We start from the raw sequence: 16,852 nt of genomic DNA, 5'->3' as shown, positions 1-16,852 counted from the left end.
CCGCCGACTTGGGGCTATGGTCTTAATAGAAGTACAGAAGGGGCTGATGCATGATGGAGACTCCGAACAACGACCACGGCCGGACGCCGGCGGAGGACGAGGCCCAGGCGGCTGCCGCTGCCGGAGGGACTGAACCGGCGGGCGCCTCCGACGTCGACCGGTACGCGGCCAATGAGCTGTCGGTTGCCGAACGCCAGGTCAATATCCTGCGGGACAAGCTCCGCCACATCGACCGCCAGCTCGCGGCCGCCACGCAGAACAACTCCAAGCTCGTCGGCATGCTGGAAACGGCCAAGGCCGAGATCCTGAGGTTGAAGAACGCCCTGGACCAGGAGGGCCAGCCGCCCTACAGCTTCGGAACCGTCCTGCAGCTGAACCCGAAGCGCCGCCCCGAACCCGGCAACAGCGGGCAGGCCGCCACGGAGGAGTCCGTGGATATCTTCAATGCCGGCCGCAAGATGCGGGTAGGCATCAGCCCGCTCGTGAACATCAACCAACTCGCCGTCGGGCAGGAAGTCCTGCTCAACGAGGCGCTGCTGGTGGTGGCCGGCCTCGGCTACGAGCGGGCCGGAGACCTGGTCACGCTTAAGGAACTGCTGGGATCGGACCGCGCCCTTGTTGTGGGCCGCGCCGACGAGGAACGGGTCATCCGGCTCTCCGGCGCCCTGCTGGCGCAGAAGCTGCGGGTCGGCGACGCGCTCTCGATCGACAGCCGCACCGGCTACGCCCTGGAGAAGATCCCGCGTTCCGAAGTGGAAAACCTCGTCCTCGAAGAAGTCCCGGACATCACCTACCAGGACATCGGCGGACTGGGCCCGCAGATCGAACAGATCCGCGACGCCGTCGAACTGCCGTTCCTGCACCCGGACCTGTACCGGGAGCACGGGCTCAAGGCGCCCAAGGGCATCCTGCTCTACGGACCGCCGGGCTGCGGCAAGACCCTGATTGCCAAGGCCGTGGCCAACTCGCTGGCCGCCCGGGCCGCCGAACGTGCCGGCAAGACGGACATGAAGAGCTACTTCCTGAACATCAAGGGACCGGAGCTGCTGGACAAGTACGTCGGTGAGACCGAACGGCACATCCGGCTGATCTTCGCCCGGGCCCGCGAGAAGGCCTCCGAGGGCAGCCCGGTGGTGGTGTTCTTCGACGAGATGGACTCGCTGTTCCGCACCCGCGGCACCGGCATCTCCTCGGACGTCGAGACGACCATCGTGCCGCAGCTGCTCAGCGAGATCGACGGCGTGGAGCGGCTGGACAACGTGATCGTGATCGGCGCATCCAACCGCGAGGACATGATCGACCCGGCGATCCTGCGCCCGGGCCGGCTGGACGTGAAGGTCAAGATCCAGCGTCCCGATGCCGAGGCCGCCGCGGACATCTTCAACAAGTACATCACCACGGACCTGCCCTTCCACGAGCAGGACCTCGCCGAGCACAACGGCGACGTGCAGGCCACGGTGGATGCCATGATCCAGCGCACGGTGGAGGCGATGTACTCCACCGAGAAGTCCAACGAGTACCTCGAGGTGACCTACGCCAACGGGGACACCGAAATGCTGTACTTCAAGGACTTCAATTCCGGCGCCGTGGTGCAGAACGTGGTGGACCGCGCCAAGAAGTCCGCGATCAAGGACCTGCTCACCTCCGGGCAGAAGGGCCTGCGCATCGACCACCTGCTCCGCGCCGTGATTGACGAGTTCCGTGAGCATGAGGACATGCCCAACACCACCAACCCGGACGACTGGGCCAGGATTTCGGGCAAGAAGGGCGAACGCATCACGTACATCCGCACCATCGTCCAAGGCAAGGCCGGCCAGGAGCCCGGGAAGTCCATCGAGACGATGCCCAGCACGGGCCAGTACCTGTGACCGCGGGACCTTCAGCGGTATCCGGAGGGCTGCCCGCCGGCGGCGCCATGCGGGTCATGGGCTCCGAGACCGAATACGGCATCCACGCGCCCTCCGCGCCGGGGGCCAACGCCACCATGATGTCGGCCAGGGTCATCCAGGCCTATGCCCAGGTGACCCGGCAACGCGCGGCCGGCGGTGCCGAAACCCGTTGGGACTACACCGACGAAGAGCCGCTGCACGACGCCCGCGGCTGGACCCTGGAGCGCAGCGAGGCGGAACCGGAACAACTCACCGACCGGCCACCGGCCCTGGACGCGGAGGCGGTCGCGCTTGCCTACGGCCGCGCGGAGCTGGACCACGACGGCGAGGACGAGTCCGGTTCGCTGCTCATGAACATGGTGCTGGGCAACGGCGCGCGGCTCTACGTGGACCACGCCCACCCGGAATACTCCAGCCCGGAAGTCACCAACCCGCGCGACGCCGTCACCTGGGACGCCGCCGGGGACCTCGTGGCGCTGGCCGCGGTCCGCCGGCTGGCCGCGGACCCGGAACTGCCGCCGATCAACCTGTACAAGAACAACACGGACAACAAATCCGTTTCGTACGGCTCGCACGAAAACTACCTGATGCCGCGCTCGGTCCCGTTCGGCGAAATAGCCCGGGGGCTGACGCCGTTCTTCGTCACCCGCCAGATCATGTGCGGCGCCGGCCGCGTCGGCCTGGGCCAGGACAGCTCCCGGCCCGGCTACCAGATCAGCCAGCGGGCGGACTTCTTCGAGACCGAGGTCGGTCTCGAAACCACCATCCGGCGACCCATCATCAACACCCGGGATGAACCGCACGCCACCGCGGACAAATACCGCCGGCTGCACGTCATCATCGGCGACGCGAACCTCAGCCAGGGAGCCAACTTCCTGAAGTTCGGCAGCACCGCCATGGTCCTGAGCCTGATCGAGGCCGGCCTGGCACCCCGCATCGAGGTCCACGACCCGGTGGCCGCCCTGCAGGCTGTCAGCCACGACACCTCGCTGACCGCGACCCTGCGCCTGCTCGACGGACGCCGCGTCACCGCCCTGGACCTGCAGTGGATGTACTTCGAGGCTGCCGCCAAACTCGCCCAGGACACCGGTGTGGCTGACGCCGTCGACGGTGACGGTCACACCCACGCCGTGCTCGAGCGCTGGTCAGCGACCCTCACCGAGCTGGACAGCGACCGGGCCGCCGCCGCGTCGACAGTCGAATGGCTCGCCAAGCTCTCGCTGCTGGAGGGCTACCGCCAGCGCGACGGGCTGGAATGGTCCGACGCCCGGCTGGGTTTGGTGGACCTGCAGTGGGCGGACATCCGGCCCGAGAAGGGGCTCTACCACCGGCTCCTAGCCCGCGACCGGATGCAGCGGATCGTCGACGACGAAGCGATCGCCCGCGCGGTGACGGAGCCGCCGTCGGACACCCGGGCCTTCTTCCGCGGCCGCTGCGTCAGCCGCTTCGGCAGTGACCTGGTTGGCGCGAGCTGGGACTCGGTGATCTTCGACCTGCCGGGGCGCGGCAAGCTGCAGCGGGTCCCCACCCGCGAACCGTTGCGCGGCACGGAGGCCCTGACCGGAGGCCTCTTCGCCCGCCACCGCGAGGCCGCGCCGTTCCTGGCGGAGCTGCTCGGGTTGCCCCCGGGTTCTTAGGCCCAATGACCCCCGCGCGGGGCCAGGGCGTGGCAATATTGCTTACAGGATGTCCTGCGCAGCTTGGGACAGCCAGTGGGATAAGACAGTGGGATACGAAGGAGAAAACGATGGCAGGCCAGGAGCAGCAGCAGCCGCAGTCCCGCGACACCGAGGTCGAGGAGGACATCCCCGCACCTCCCGCGGCACCCGAGGCTCAGGCCTCTGCCGCGACCCAGGGCGTGGACGATCTGCTCGATGAGATCGACGGTGTGCTGGAGTCCAACGCCGAGGAGTTCGTCCGGGCCTTCGTCCAGAAGGGCGGACAGTAGCCCCCCGGCCGCCGGCTGGTCGCGGACACTACTGGAGGAGAACCGGAACTGAGGAGACACAGGGCTGAGGGCCGGAAGTCGTTGATCCACTACGTTGAGGGAGTGCACCAGTGCAGGAAACATCAGCCAACCAGGTAACAGCGAACGCGACGTCCTCATTCACGGAGCACCTGCAGCGTTCACGGCCCGAACTGCTGCCCTACAACGCCCTCCAACACGGCTTACCAACCGGACCTGCAGCCGCGCCCCTCCAGACGCCGCACGCGACCACGATCGTGGCCCTGACCTACGCCGGGGGAGTGCTGATGGCAGGTGACCGCCGCGCGACGATGGGCAACGTGATCGCCAGCCGGCACATCGAGAAGGTGTTCCCCGCGGACCAGTATTCCGTGCTCGGCATCGCCGGGACCGCCGGCATCGCGCTCGACATCACCCGGCTGTTCCAGGTGGAACTGGAACACTACGAAAAAATCGAAGGCACGCAGCTGAGCCTGGACGGCAAAGCCAACCGGCTCGGCGCCATGATCCGCGGAAACCTTCCGATGGCGATGCAGGGCCTCGCCGTGGTCCCGCTGTTCGCCGGCTTTGACCGGCCCGCCGGCGTCGGCCGCCTCTTCTCCTACGACGTCACCGGCGGCCGCTACGAGGAGCAGGAGCACCACACCGTCGGTTCGGGCTCCATGTTCGCCCGCGGCGCGCTCAAAAAGCTCTGGCGGCCCAACCTCTCCGAAGCCGACGCCGTCCAGGTGGCCGTCGAAGCGCTGTATGACGCGGCCGACGACGACTCCGCCACTGGCGGTCCGGACCCGGTCCGGCAACTCTGGCCCGTGGTCTACACCGTCAGCCGCTCCGGCGCCGTCCGCGTCCCGGAGCGCGAACTCGCGGCCGTGGCCGGCGCCATCATCGAGTCACGGGCCGTAGCCCAGCGGGAGGCCTGAGATGACCCAGCAGTTCTATGTCTCGCCCGAACAGCTGATGAAGGACCGGGCGGACTTCGCCCGGAAAGGCATCGCACGGGGACGTTCTGTGGTGGTCATCAGCTGCCGGGACGGGATCGCCCTGGTCGCGGAAAATCCCTCGCCGTCGCTGCACAAGATCGGCGAGATCTACGACAAAATCGCCTTCGCCGCCGTCGGCAAATACAACGAGTTCGAGAGCCTGCGCCAGGCCGGGGTTCGCTACGCGGACGTCCGCGGCTACTCCTACGACCGCGAGGACGTCACCGCCCGGGGCCTGGCGAGCGTCTATGCGCAAAGCCTCGGCGCCGTCTTCACCGCCGAGCAGAAGCCCTTTGAAGTGGAACTGGCCGTGACGGAGGTCGGGGACAGCCAGGACCTGGACCACCTCTACCGGCTGACCTTCGACGGGTCCATCGCCGACGAGCAGGGGTTCATCGTGATGGGCGGCCAGGCCGACAAGGTGTCCGAAGCCGTTGCGGCCGGCTGGCGCAGCGAACTCGACTTCGCCGGCGCCATCCGGCTGGCCCTGGCCGGACTGGTAGCGGACAAGGAAACCGACGCACTGCCGGCGTCGGCCGTGGAGGTGGCCGTGCTAGACCGCGGCTCCGAGAGCAGCCGCGGCACCCGCCGCGCTTTCCGCCGCCTCGACGACGCCGACGTCGTGGCACTGCTGGCTGAGGAGAACTGAAATGGACAAGCGCATCTTCGGTATCGAAACCGAATTCGGAATTTCCTATTCGAGCCCGGAGTCCCGCCCGCTCGCGCCGGAGGAAGTGGCCCGGTACCTCTTCCGCAAGGTGGTCAGCTGGGGGAGGTCCTCCAATGTGTTCCTCACCAACGGCTCACGGCTCTACCTCGACGTCGGTTCGCACCCCGAGTACGCCACCGCCGAGTGCGACGACCTGGCCCAGCTCATCGCCCATGACCGGGCCGGCGAGCTGATCCTGGACGACCTCGTTGACGAGGCGCAGGAACGCCTTGCAGCCGAGGGGTTCAACGGCACCGTATATTTGTTCAAGAACAACACCGACTCGGCGGGCAACTCCTACGGCAGCCACGAGAATTACCTGATTCCCCGCCGCGGGGAGTTTTCCCGGCTCGCGGAAATCCTGATTCCGTTCCTCGTGACCCGCCAGTTGATCGCCGGTGCGGGAAAGATCCTCAAGACCCCACACGGTGCCACCTACGCCTTCTCCCAGCGCGCGGACCACATCTGGGAGGGCGTCTCCTCCGCGACGACCCGGTCCCGGCCGATCATCAACACCCGCGACGAGCCGCACGCCGACGCCGAGTTCTACCGGCGGTTGCACGTGATCGTGGGGGACTCGAACATGTCCGAGACCACGGCCCTGCTCAAAGTCGGCACCGTGGACCTGATCCTGCGGATGATCGAGGCCGGGGTGATCATGCGCGACATGCGGATGGAAAACCCGATCCGCAGCATCCGCGAGATCTCCCACGACCTCAGCGGCCGCGCGGTGGTGCGCCTCGCTAACGGCCGGCAGCTCACCGCCTTGGAGATCCAGCGCGAGTACCTGAACAAGGTGACCGAGTTCGTGGCGGACCGCGGCGCCCACAACGCGCACGTCCCGCTCATCCTTGACCTGTGGGAGCGGACCCTCGACGCGATCGAAAGCGGCAACACGAGCACCATCGACACCGAAGTGGACTGGGCCATCAAGAAGAAGCTGATGGACAACTACCGGGAGCGGCACGGCCTGGAACTGGACGCGCCGCGGATCGCCCAGCTGGACCTCACCTACCACGACATCTCACGCAGCCGCGGTCTCTTCTACCTGCTCCAGGCCCGCGGCGCGGCGCGGCGGGTCGTCGACGACACGGCGGTGAAGGACGCCGTCGACGCGCCGCCGCAGACCACCCGGGCCAAACTCCGCGGCGACTTCGTCCGTCGGGCGCAGGAACTGGGCCGTGACTACACCGTGGACTGGGTCCATTTGAAGCTGAACGACCGCGCCCACCAGACCATTTTGTGCAAGGATCCCTTCCGCAGCGTGGACGACCGGGTGGACGCCCTGCTGGACTCTATGGGCTGATACCCAGCTTTCCGCGTTATTCTGGGGGAGGTGCCGTTTCACGGCCACCGCATGCTTTGCCGCTGGCAACCGTCCGGCGAAGCGTCCATCCTGCCCCGACGAAAGTTCTTACGTGCGCCGACTATTAGCAATTCTCCTCCCCGGACTGCTGCTGCTCACCGCTTGTGGTGGCGGCCAGCCTGCCGCCCCGGAGCCGACCAGCCAGTCCGCCGGCGAGACCGCGAAGCTGGACTCCCTGAAACTGACCGAGAACGGCGACAAGAAGGCGCCCGGCGTTGAATTCACCAAGCCGCTCGAGGTCAAGGACCCCACCATCAAGGTGGTCAAGGAAGGCGAGGGCGACCCCGTCAAGGCCAACCAGGTCGCGGACATCTCCATCATCGCCTTCAACGGCAAGGACGGCTCCACCCTCGAAGACACCTTCGCAAAGGACCCTGAGAAGCTTGAGCTGAACGATGAGCTGAAGACCGGCAGCGCTGTTATCTACAACGCCTTCGTCGGCGCCAAGGTGGGTTCCCAGCTGGCCCTGGCCGTCCCGGGCAAGGCCGCCAGCGCCGAGGGCGGCGCCGCGCAGCCCTCGCAGCTACTGGTCATCAAAATCCTCGCCGCGAAGGACGCCCCCAAGGTCCTGGACAAGCCCGAGGGCGACGCCGTGACCCCGCCGGCCGGCCTGCCCACCGTGAAGGAAAACGACAAGGGCGTTCCGGAGATCTCGGTCAAGGGTGTGGCCGCTCCCAAGGCCCTCATTTCCCAGGACCTGATCAAGGGCAAGGGCCAGGCGGTCAAGGAAACCGACACCGTCACCGTCAACTACGTCGGCGTGGCGCTGGCTTCGGGCAAGGTCTTCGACTCCAGCTTCACCAGCGGAAAGAAGGCCACGTTCCCGCTCAACGGCGTCATCAAGGGCTGGACCCAGGGCCTCGCTGGCAAGACCGTCGGCTCCCGCGTCCTCCTGGTCATCCCGAAGGCCCTCGCCTACGGCGACAAGGGCCAGGGCGACGCCAAGGGCGACCTCGTCTTCGTCGTCGACATCCTCGGCGTCAAGTAAACAACCCCGCTTAAGCAAGCCACCCAAGAAGGAGCAACCATGTCATTTGGACAGCGCAACCTCGACCGCCAGAAGCCGGAAATTGACTTCCCCGAGGGCGACGTACCCACCGAACTCGTCATCACCGACCTGATCGAGGGTGACGGCGCCGAGGCCAAGGCCGGCGACACCGTCTCCACCCACTACGTCGGCGTGGCCTGGTCCACCGGCGAAGAGTTCGACGCCTCCTGGGGCCGGGGCGCACCCCTGGACTTCCGGGTCGGCGTCGGCCAGGTCATCCAGGGCTGGGACCAGGGCCTGCTGGGCATGAAGGTCGGCGGCCGCCGCCGGCTCGAAATCCCCTCCGAAATGGCTTACGGCGCCCGCGGCGCCGGCGGAGCGATCGGCCCCAACGAGGCCCTGATCTTCGTCGTCGACCTCGTCGCCGTCCGCTAAGGGCCCACCCACCGGCTCCGCGAAAGCGCGGTAACAATCGGAAAGTTCTTCCGGCTGTTGCCGCGCTTTCGCCGTTTTCCGGGCGGACACTTTAGTACCCTTGCGGAGTGTCCGCCTCACGTACTGAACGCCTCCTGAACCTGCTCATCGCCCTCCTCAACACCCAATACGGGCTGCGCCGCAGCGAGCTGCGCGAGAAGGTCTATCACGACACCACCAGCTCCGAAGCCGCCTTTGGCCGGATGTTCGAACGGGACAAAGGCGAGCTGCGCCAGTTCGGCTTCGACGTCGAGACCGTGACGGACAAGGGCTGGGGCTCCGACGACCCGGCGACCACGCGATACCGGATCGGCAAGGAATCCAACCGGCTGCCGGACGTCAGCCTGACCCCCGCAGAGTGCACGGTCCTGATCCTCGCCGCGCAGCTCTGGGAACAGGCTGCCCTCGGGTCCGCCGCGCGCGACGCCGTGCGCAAACTGCAGGCCGCCGGCGGCCTGCTGGACGCTGAACTTCCCCCGGGGGTCCAGCCCCGCATCCGCCCTGCCGGGCAGGCCTTCGAGGACCTCGTCGCCGCCATTCACACCCAGCACCCCGTGAGCTTTAACTACCTGGCCGGCAGCACCGGACAGGAGGAGACCCGGACCGTAGAGCCCTGGGGCCTGGGCAGCCGCTTCGGGCAGTGGTACCTCGTTGGCCACGACCGCGCCCGCGGGGACAAACGGTTCTACCGGCTGTCGCGGTTCACCTCCGCCGTCACCGTGCTGGACCAGGAGTCCTTCACCCCGCCGTCGTCCTTCAACGTCCGCGAACAACTTGCCGCGCTGCCCGAGCTGCCCGTGCGGCACGCCCTTGTCGACGTCGCCGACGGCGCTCTGCTGGGGCTTCGCAAGCATGCCGGGCCCGCCGCCGGCACCGAGGGGGAGGACATCACCGATACCGTCGCGGCACCGGCCCGCGCCGGTTTCGACCGCTTCAAGGTGCCTTACCGGGACATCGAGACGCTCGCCGAGGAGCTCGCTTCCTACGGCCCGAAGGCCGTCGTCGTCGCGCCGCCCGAGCTGCACACCGCCGTGCGCAGGCGACTGGCGGCGGCCGCAGCGTTCGCTGCGGCGCCGGTCCCGCCGATCGAATTCCCGCGCCTGGCGCCGGCCAAACGGAGCCGGAAGCGCACGTCCGAGGACCAGCTCAAGAGGATGCTCCAGCTGGTCCCGTTCCTGGTGCACAACCAGGGCCTGCACATCAGCGAAGTGGCCGACCGGTTCGGCATCACCCGCAAGGAACTCGAGGACGACCTGCGGATCCTGATCTGCTCCGGCCTGCCCGAGGGCTACCCGGACGATCTACTGGACATCCAGTGGGACGACGACCACGTCTACATCATCGAGGACCTCGACCTCAAGCGTCCGGTGCGTTTCACCGTGGACGAGGCCTGCGCGCTGCTCACCGGCCTCGAAGCCCTCAACGGCCTGCCCGGACTCGCCGAGGGCGGCACCCTGGAGTCCGTGACGCTCAAGCTCATGGCCGCTGCCGGCGAGGAAGGACTGAAGGCGGCGGCCGTGTCCGGTCCCGAAGTGGCGCCGGAGGACTCCGGCACCCTCGAAACGGCACGCAACGCCATCCGCACCGGCGCACAGTTGCGGCTGAGCTATCTCTCTCCGCAACGGGACGCCGTCACCGAACGCGACATCGACCCGCAGCGGCTCTACTCACTGGACAGCACCTGGTACCTGGAGGCGTACTGCCATTCCGCGCAGGGCCTGCGGAACTTCAGGCTGGACCGGATCCAAAGCCTGGAACCCAACGGGCGCCCGGTGTCCTCGACCGCCAACCCGGCCGGCGGGTTCCCGGTCAAGCTGTTCACACCCAACGACGACGACGCCGTGGTGGTGGTCGAGCTGACCAGGCAGGGCTCCGGGCTCGCGGATGACTACTATGCCGAACGGACCGCGGCGCTTCCGGACGGACACGTCCTGGCCGAAATCCGTTTCGGCAGTGCCGGCTGGCTGCCGATGTTCGTGGCCCAGCACGGCGGCGCCGTCCGCATCCTGCAGCCTCCTGCGCTGGCCGCCGCCGCCCGGGAATGGCTCGAGGCCGCCCTCATCCAATACGCAGCTGCGACGCAGCCCACCCCGCACGACAGCTAGACTGATCAGCATGCCTTGGTGGTCCTGGATCGTAATTTGGATAGCGCTCGTCGCGCTGTCGCTGCTGTTCTTTGGCGTGCTCGGCGTCCGGCTCTTCCGGCAGTTCATGGCCACGGTCAAGGAACTCGGCGAGGCGGGGGAGCGCTTCTCCACCTTTGCATCCTCCCCGCTTGCCTCTGGTTCAGCCGCTGTTCATGTGGGCGCCGTAGGCTCGGACGGCGACGACGCGGGGGAGGGACTCGGCCTGTACGCCGAACCCGGCGCTGCCGTTTTTGCCCCGCCCGCGTTGATGCGACATGATTACCATGCATCCAAAATCGCCCGTCAGGAAGCCCAGCGGTTGCGCCGGATCCGGCGCAAAGCGGAGCGGGGGCAGCCCCAGGCGCTGCGCGACATCGATCTGCGTTAGACATAGGATGTACTCAAACGAAAGGACCACCCAGCATGAGGCTTGAAGGCTGGCATCTCATCATCATCATCGTCCTGGCCCTGGTGCTTTTCGCTGCACCGAAGCTGCCCGGAATGGCCCGCAGCCTGGGCCAGTCGATGCGGATTTTCAAATCCGAGGTCCGCGAAATGAAGAAGGACGGCACGCCGGAGGCGAAGGCTGACTCCGACGCCGTCGAAGGCAAAGTCGTGAACCACCCCCGGTCCACCGGCACCGAGAGCCGCCCGGGCGAGGGAACCGACGTTCCGCCGCCGAACCGCGCCTAGAACCACATGGCAGTAACCATGAGCCGCCGATCGAACCCCGAGGGCCGGATGGCCCTCCTCGATCACCTCAAAGAGCTGCGGAACCGGCTCTTTAAGTCGGCGATCGCCGTCGTCCTCGGAACCGTCGTAGGATTCCTCGTCTACCAGCCCATGCTGGCGGCGCTGATCAAGCCGATCCGCGACCTGAACGAGCATGAAGGCCGGCAGGCCTCGCTGAACTTCGACGGCGTGGCGAGCTCCTTTGACCTGATGATCCAGGTGTCCGTGTTCCTGGGCCTGATCGTCGCGAGCCCGGTCTGGCTCTACCAGCTCTGGGCGTTCATTGTCCCCGGGCTGCACAAGAAGGAACGGCGCCTGGCGCTCTCCTTCGTGGCCGCCGCCGTGCCGCTCTTTGTCGGCGGCGTCCTGCTCGCCTGGCTGGTGCTGCCCAACGCGGTGCGGGTGCTGACCGACTTCACCCCCTCCGGCGGCTCCAACTTCATTAGCGCCCAGGTCTACCTGTCCTTCGTGCTGCGCCTGCTGCTCGCCTTCGGCATTGCCTTCCTGCTGCCGGTGGTGCTATTCGGGCTGAACCTGGCCGGGCTGATCAAAGGCCAGCAGCTGCTCAAGAGCTGGCGGATCACCGTGTTCCTGGTTTGCCTCTTCGCTGCGATGGCCGCCCCCGGCGCCGATGCGATGAGCATGTTCTACCTTGCCGTGCCCATGCTGGTGCTGTTCTTCGCCGCCATCGGGCTGTGCCTGCTCAACGACCGCCGGCGGGAGAAGCGGGCGGCCAAGGTCGCCGCCGAGACCGAAGCCACCGCGGACCAGGCGACTCCCAGCTCCGAGCTGGAGAATCTCTAGCCGTCCGCCCACTAGGCTGGAAGCATGTCCTCACTACCCGGGCCGGAGTCGCCGTCCGAGCGTTACCGTGCCAGCGCCGAGCGGGCCGCAGAAGCCAAAACCTATCTGGGCGGTTTCACCCGTTCGCTCGCGTTCGACCTCGATCCCTTCCAGCGCGAGGCGTGCCTGTCCCTGCAGGCGGGCCGGGGCGTGCTGGTGGCCGCCCCGACCGGCGCCGGAAAAACGATTGTGGGGGAGTTCGCCATTTACTTGGCGCTCCAGCGCGGCCTGAAGGCCTTCTACACGACGCCGATCAAGGCGCTGAGCAACCAGAAGTACACCGAGCTGGCCGAGAAGTACGGCGCGGCGCAGGTGGGCCTGCTGACCGGTGATACCAGCATCAACGGCGAAGCCCCGGTGGTGGTGATGACTACCGAGGTGCTCCGCAACATGCTCTATGCCGGCTCGGAGACCCTGGATGACCTCGGTTTCGTGGTGATGGACGAGGTGCACTACCTCGCCGACCGGTTCCGCGGCGCGGTCTGGGAGGAAGTCATCATCCACCTGCCCAGCGAGGTGCAGGTGGCCTCGCTCAGCGCCACGGTCTCCAACGCCGAGGAGTTCGGCGCCTGGCTGGACACCGTCCGCGGCCAGACCGACGTGATCGTCTCCGAGCACCGTCCCGTACCCCTGTGGCAGCACGTCATGGTGGGACGCAAGATCGTGGACCTGTTCGCCGGCGACACAAGCTTCGACGAGATTGCGCCCGCCGGAGAGGAGAACGTGGCCGCCACCGCGGAACCCGCAGTGGCAGGGGCAGACGCAGGCGCCGCGATCACCGAGCGCGCCGGCTACGAGGTCAACCCGGAACTGCTGTCGATGGCGCGGGCCGAGAGCCAGATGAACTTCCGCGGCCGCTTCGGGCACGGCGGCCGCAACCAGCGCCGTCAGCAGCGCGGCCAGGGCGGCCAGCGGCCGGACAGTCCGCAGGGCGGCCCGCGCAGCCCGGTCCGGAAGGCCAGCCGGCCGCAGGTCATCGCCAGCCTGGACCGGATGGACCTGCTGCCGGCCATCACCTTCATCTTCTCGCGCGCCGGCTGCGATGCCGCCGTGGCGCAATGCGTCTCCGCCGGGCTGTGGCTGACCACCGAAAAGGAACAGCTCATCATCGCCCAGCGGGTCGACGAAGCGGCCCAGGACATCCCCTCCGACGACCTGGACGTCCTGGGTTTCTGGAGCTGGCGGGACGGGCTGCTGCGTGGCCTGGCCGCGCACCATGCCGGCATGTTGCCGACCTTCAAGGAAGTCGTCGAGAAGCTGTTCGTGGACGGACTGGTCAAGGCGGTGTTCGCCACCGAGACCCTCGCGCTGGGCGTCAACATGCCCGCGCGCTGCGTGGTGCTGGAGAAGCTGGACAAGTTCAACGGCGAAGCGCACGTGAACATCACGGCGGGGGAGTACACCCAGCTGACCGGCCGGGCGGGCCGCCGCGGGATCGACGTCGAGGGCCACGCCGTCGTGCTCTGGCAGCCGGGCACCGATCCGGCAGCGGTCGCGGGTCTCGCCTCCCGCCGGACCTACCCGCTGAACTCCAGCTTCCGGCCCACCTACAACATGTCCATTAACCTCGTGGCCCAGTTCGGCCGGCCGCGCGCCCGTGAAATCCTGGAGTCCTCCTTCGCTCAGTTCCAGGCGGACCGCTCCGTGGTCGGACTGGCCAAGCAGGTCCGCAGCCGGGAGGAATCCCTGGCCGGGTTCAGCAAGGCAATGAGCTGCCACCTGGGCGATTTCACCGAGTACTCCAGGTTGCGCCGGGCCCTGTCGGACGCGGAAAACGCTGCCTCCAAAGGCACGTCGCGGGCCCGGAAGTCGCTGACCGAAGACTCGCTGAGCCGGCTGCTGCCCGGCGACGTCGTTGACGTGCCGTCCGGCCGGGCCCCCGGCCTCGCCGTCGTGCTCAGCTCGGACCACCACTCCCGCGAGCCGCGGCCGGCGGTGATGACCCTGGACAACCAGCTTCGCCGGATCGGCCTGCACGATGTGGAGGGCCCGCTGGCCCCGATCACCCGGGTCAGGATCCCCAAGTCCTTCAACGCCAAGGTGCCGAAGTCGCGGCGTGATCTGGCCTCATCGGTCCGCAACGCCATCCGGGAGAGCCGTCCGCCGGCTCCGCCGAACCGGAACGAGGACTTCGGCCGTGCCGCCGCCCTGCCGAATATGGAGAAGAAGATCGCGGAACTGCGCCGCGAGCTCCGGGCCCACCCCTGCCACGGCTGCAGCGAACGCGAGGACCACGCCCGCTGGTCCGAGCGCTGGTGGAAGCTGCGGCAGGAAACCGACGGCCTGATCCGCCAGATCCAGGGCCGCACCAACACCATCGCCAAGACCTTCGACCGGGTCTGCGGAGTCCTCTCCAGCTATGGCTACCTGGAAACCTCCGACTCGGGCACGCTGTCGATCAGCCCGGACGGCCAGCGGTTGCGCCGGATCTACGGGGAAAAGGACCTGCTGATCTCCCAGTCCCTGCGGATGGGCGCCTTCAGCGACCTCGACGCCGCCGAAATCGCGGCACTGGCCAGCGTTTTGGTCTACCAGGCCAAGCGCGAGGACCGCGGGCTGCGGCCCAAGATGCCCAGCGTCTCGCTGGAGTCAGCCGTCGACACCGTGGTGCGCGAGTGGTCCGCCCTGGAGGACGTGGAGGAGGCCAACAAGCTGCCGCTGACGGGGGAGCCCGAGCTCGGCCTCGTCTGGCCGATCTTCAAGTGGGCCAAGGGCCGGCACCTCCAGGAGGTGCTCAGCGGCACGGACCTGGCCGCCGGGGACTTCGTCCGCTGGGTCAAGCAGGTCATCGACCTGCTGGACCAGCTCGCCAAGATTCCCGGACTGGAACCGCGCGTCGCACGGCTGTGCGGCGACGCGATCACCCTGGTCAAACGCGGCGTCGTCGCTTACTCGGCCGTCGCGTGACCGGCCCCTAGCGGCCCTCCGTCCCTGCCCTTCCTTCACCATGCCCGATGCCACAGTCCCGGCACACCGGCCCCCAGCTACAAGGAGTTCCACACCATGACCGCTTCCCCGTCCGAGGCTCCCAAGGAACAGCGCAAGGTGACGCTGTACCGCAACGGCTCCGTCTACACCGCGGCGGATCCGTTTGCGACGGCGTTGCTCATCGACGGCGACACCGTGGCCTGGGTCGGCTCCGAACAGGCCGCCACGTCCATCGCGGACTCCTCCATGGAGGTCATCGACCTGCAGGGCGCCCTCCTAGCCCCCGGCTTCGTCGACTCCCACGTGCACCTGACGGAGACTGGCATCGCCCTGGACTCGCTCCAGCTCGGCGGTGTCCGCTCCGCAGCCGAACTGCTGGACGCCGTCGCCGGCGCCACCGTCTCCGCTTCCGGCGCGGGCGGCACGGTGCTGGGGCACGGCTGGGACGAAACGCTCTGGGCCGACCCGGCCCTGCCCAGCCGCGAAGAACTGGACCGCGCCGCCGGCGGCCGGCCGGTGTACCTGTCGCGGGTGGATGTGCACTCGGCCCTCGTCTCCGCCTCCCTGGCCGCCGCGTCCGGCCTGGAAAGCCTCGACGGCTACGCCGCCGACGGGCAGGTCAAACGGGCCGCCCACACCGCCGCGCGGCGCGCCGCCCGGAACCTGCCCGCCGGTGCCCTGCGCCGCTACCAGGAGGCCGCGCTGGCCGAGGCGGCCGCCAACGGCTACGTCGCTCTGGCCGAAATGGCGGCACCCCACATCGGCAGCGTCGAGGACCTGCAGCTCGCGGCCGGATGGAACGCGCCCGACCGGCCAGGACACGCCGTCCCGGAGATCCTGCCCTACTGGGGCCAGCTCGCCGGTTCCGCCGAACAGGCCCGGTCCATCCTGGACAGCCTTGGCGTCCCTGTCCTGGGCCTCGCCGGCGACCTGAACATGGACGGCTCCATCGGTTCACGGACCGCCGCGCTCCGCGGCGACTACAGCGACGCGCCGGGGGAGCGGGGCACCCGCTATCTCTCGGTCGATGAGGCCGCCGCGCACCTCGCGGCCTGCTCGGTGCTTGGGATCCAGGCAGGCTTCCATGTGATCGGCGACGCCGGGCTCGACGCCGCGCTGGACGCCCTGGACCAGGCCGCCGCCGAAGTCGGGGAACAGCGCGTCCGTGCCGCCGGCCACCGCCTGGAGCACGTCGAAATCGCCGACCCGGACGCCATCCAACGGCTGGCCAAGTACTCGGTGACCGTCAGCGCACAGCCCGTCTTCGACGCCCTCTGGGGCGGCGGGGACAGCCTCTACGCCCAGCGGCTTGGATCCCGCCACGCCGCCATGAACCCCTTCGGCTCGTTCTACTCCGCCGGCGTGCCGGTCTGCTTCGGCAGCGACAGCCCGGTCACGCCGCTGCGGCCCTGGTCCAGCGTCCGCGCCTGCCTCGAGCATCACAACGCCGACGAGCGGATTTCCGCCCGCGCGGCCTTCCTGGGCCACACCCGGGCCGGCTGGCGGGCGGCCCGGTACCGGAACCCGATGGCGGGCCAGCTTGTCCCCGGCGCCCCGGCGAGTTTCGCGGTCTGGGAAGTCGAAGAGCTCATGGTGCAGGTGGCCGACGGCAGGGTCCAGTCCTGGAGCACGGACCCGCGCGCCCGGACACCGTTGCTACCGGCACTGGACACCGGTACCGACCCGGTCTGCCTGCAGACCGTGCGGGACGGCGTCGAACTCTTCTCCAGCGGCTCGCTCGGAAGCTAAGCGGCCTGCCCGGCCGGTCCGCGCCGGACTACGCCTGCCCGGGCCGGCCGCCCGGCCTCTCCGTGCTGACTGACTATAATGGGGAGCTGTGCCTGTCGTCGG

At 68.2% G+C, this 16,852-nt stretch carries 14 protein-coding genes; all 14 read left to right on the top strand.

The annotated features are described in order from the left end of the window. Positions 1-53: 53 nt before the first annotated feature. A complete protein-coding gene (gene arc / locus HNO80_RS15040; protein WP_175323685.1) occupies positions 54-1,868 on the top strand; it encodes a proteasome ATPase in 1,815 nt (604 codons plus the stop codon). 47 nt (positions 1,869-1,915) lie between these two features. Then, positions 1,916-3,526, top strand: coding sequence for a depupylase/deamidase Dop (gene dop / locus HNO80_RS15035; protein WP_175323684.1), 1,611 nt, complete (start codon positions 1,916-1,918; stop codon positions 3,524-3,526). A 110-nt stretch (positions 3,527-3,636) separates the two neighbouring features. Then, positions 3,637-3,837: a ubiquitin-like protein Pup gene (locus HNO80_RS15030; RefSeq protein ID WP_146337557.1), complete on the top strand. Its 201-nt coding sequence runs from the start codon at positions 3,637-3,639 to the stop codon at positions 3,835-3,837. Between the two features lie 110 nt (positions 3,838-3,947). Next, the gene (gene prcB, locus HNO80_RS15025; protein WP_175323656.1) at positions 3,948-4,775 is read left to right on the top strand and encodes a proteasome subunit beta; all 828 of its coding nucleotides are present in this window, start codon (positions 3,948-3,950) and stop codon (positions 4,773-4,775) included. Position 4,776: 1 nt separating this feature from the next. Further along, a complete protein-coding gene (prcA, locus tag HNO80_RS15020; RefSeq protein ID WP_175323655.1) occupies positions 4,777-5,484 on the top strand; it encodes a proteasome subunit alpha in 708 nt (235 codons plus the stop codon). A 1-nt stretch (position 5,485) separates the two neighbouring features. Continuing rightward, positions 5,486-6,850, top strand: a complete 1,365-nt coding sequence (gene pafA / locus HNO80_RS15015) for a Pup--protein ligase (protein WP_175323654.1) — start codon at positions 5,486-5,488, stop codon at positions 6,848-6,850. Positions 6,851-6,962: 112 nt separating this feature from the next. Next, complete coding sequence (locus HNO80_RS15010) at positions 6,963-7,898, top strand: FKBP-type peptidyl-prolyl cis-trans isomerase (RefSeq protein WP_175323653.1); 936 nt, start codon at positions 6,963-6,965, stop codon at positions 7,896-7,898. Positions 7,899-7,937: 39 nt separating this feature from the next. Then, positions 7,938-8,333: an FKBP-type peptidyl-prolyl cis-trans isomerase gene (locus HNO80_RS15005; RefSeq protein WP_175323652.1), complete on the top strand. Its 396-nt coding sequence runs from the start codon at positions 7,938-7,940 to the stop codon at positions 8,331-8,333. A gap of 107 nt (positions 8,334-8,440) precedes the next feature. Continuing rightward, positions 8,441-10,477, top strand: coding sequence for a helix-turn-helix transcriptional regulator (locus HNO80_RS15000; protein ID WP_175323651.1), 2,037 nt, complete (start codon positions 8,441-8,443; stop codon positions 10,475-10,477). Positions 10,478-10,487: 10 nt separating this feature from the next. Further along, positions 10,488-10,886, top strand: a complete 399-nt coding sequence (locus HNO80_RS14995; protein ID WP_175323650.1) for a hypothetical protein — start codon at positions 10,488-10,490, stop codon at positions 10,884-10,886. 35 nt (positions 10,887-10,921) lie between these two features. After that, positions 10,922-11,191, top strand: coding sequence for a Sec-independent protein translocase subunit TatA (gene tatA / locus HNO80_RS14990; RefSeq protein ID WP_175323649.1), 270 nt, complete (start codon positions 10,922-10,924; stop codon positions 11,189-11,191). Positions 11,192-11,239: 48 nt separating this feature from the next. Then, the gene (tatC, locus tag HNO80_RS14985; RefSeq protein ID WP_175323683.1) at positions 11,240-12,034 is read left to right on the top strand and encodes a twin-arginine translocase subunit TatC; all 795 of its coding nucleotides are present in this window, start codon (positions 11,240-11,242) and stop codon (positions 12,032-12,034) included. 24 nt (positions 12,035-12,058) lie between these two features. Continuing rightward, entirely contained in the window at positions 12,059-14,980 is a 2,922-nt protein-coding gene (locus HNO80_RS14980) for a DEAD/DEAH box helicase (RefSeq protein WP_175323648.1), read from the top strand. Between the two features lie 96 nt (positions 14,981-15,076). Next, a complete protein-coding gene (locus tag HNO80_RS14975; protein ID WP_175323647.1) occupies positions 15,077-16,750 on the top strand; it encodes an amidohydrolase in 1,674 nt (557 codons plus the stop codon). The last annotated feature ends 102 nt before the right edge of the window (positions 16,751-16,852 follow it).

The organism is Arthrobacter sp. C9C5, assembly GCF_013359735.1.
Taxonomy (GTDB): domain Bacteria; phylum Actinomycetota; class Actinomycetes; order Actinomycetales; family Micrococcaceae; genus Arthrobacter.
Note: the sequence above shows the minus strand (reverse complement) of the source record. Positions and strands in the feature narration are given on the sequence as shown.

Excerpts from the sequence above, each read along its gene's own strand:
- arc (WP_175323685.1), top strand. The coding sequence starts at position 54 with ATGGAGACTCCGAACAACGACCACGGCCGGACGCCGGCGGAGGACGAG.
- dop (WP_175323684.1), top strand. The coding sequence starts at position 1,916 with ATGCGGGTCATGGGCTCCGAGACCGAATACGGCATCCACGCGCCCTCC.
- HNO80_RS15030 (WP_146337557.1), top strand. The coding sequence starts at position 3,637 with ATGGCAGGCCAGGAGCAGCAGCAGCCGCAGTCCCGCGACACCGAGGTC.
- prcA (WP_175323655.1), top strand. The coding sequence starts at position 4,777 with ATGACCCAGCAGTTCTATGTCTCGCCCGAACAGCTGATGAAGGACCGG.
- pafA (WP_175323654.1), top strand. The coding sequence starts at position 5,486 with ATGGACAAGCGCATCTTCGGTATCGAAACCGAATTCGGAATTTCCTAT.
- HNO80_RS15005 (WP_175323652.1), top strand. The coding sequence starts at position 7,938 with ATGTCATTTGGACAGCGCAACCTCGACCGCCAGAAGCCGGAAATTGAC.
- HNO80_RS14995 (WP_175323650.1), top strand. The coding sequence starts at position 10,488 with ATGCCTTGGTGGTCCTGGATCGTAATTTGGATAGCGCTCGTCGCGCTG.
- tatA (WP_175323649.1), top strand. The coding sequence starts at position 10,922 with ATGAGGCTTGAAGGCTGGCATCTCATCATCATCATCGTCCTGGCCCTG.
- tatC (WP_175323683.1), top strand. The coding sequence starts at position 11,240 with ATGGCCCTCCTCGATCACCTCAAAGAGCTGCGGAACCGGCTCTTTAAG.
- HNO80_RS14980 (WP_175323648.1), top strand. The coding sequence starts at position 12,059 with ATGTCCTCACTACCCGGGCCGGAGTCGCCGTCCGAGCGTTACCGTGCC.
- HNO80_RS14975 (WP_175323647.1), top strand. The coding sequence starts at position 15,077 with ATGACCGCTTCCCCGTCCGAGGCTCCCAAGGAACAGCGCAAGGTGACG.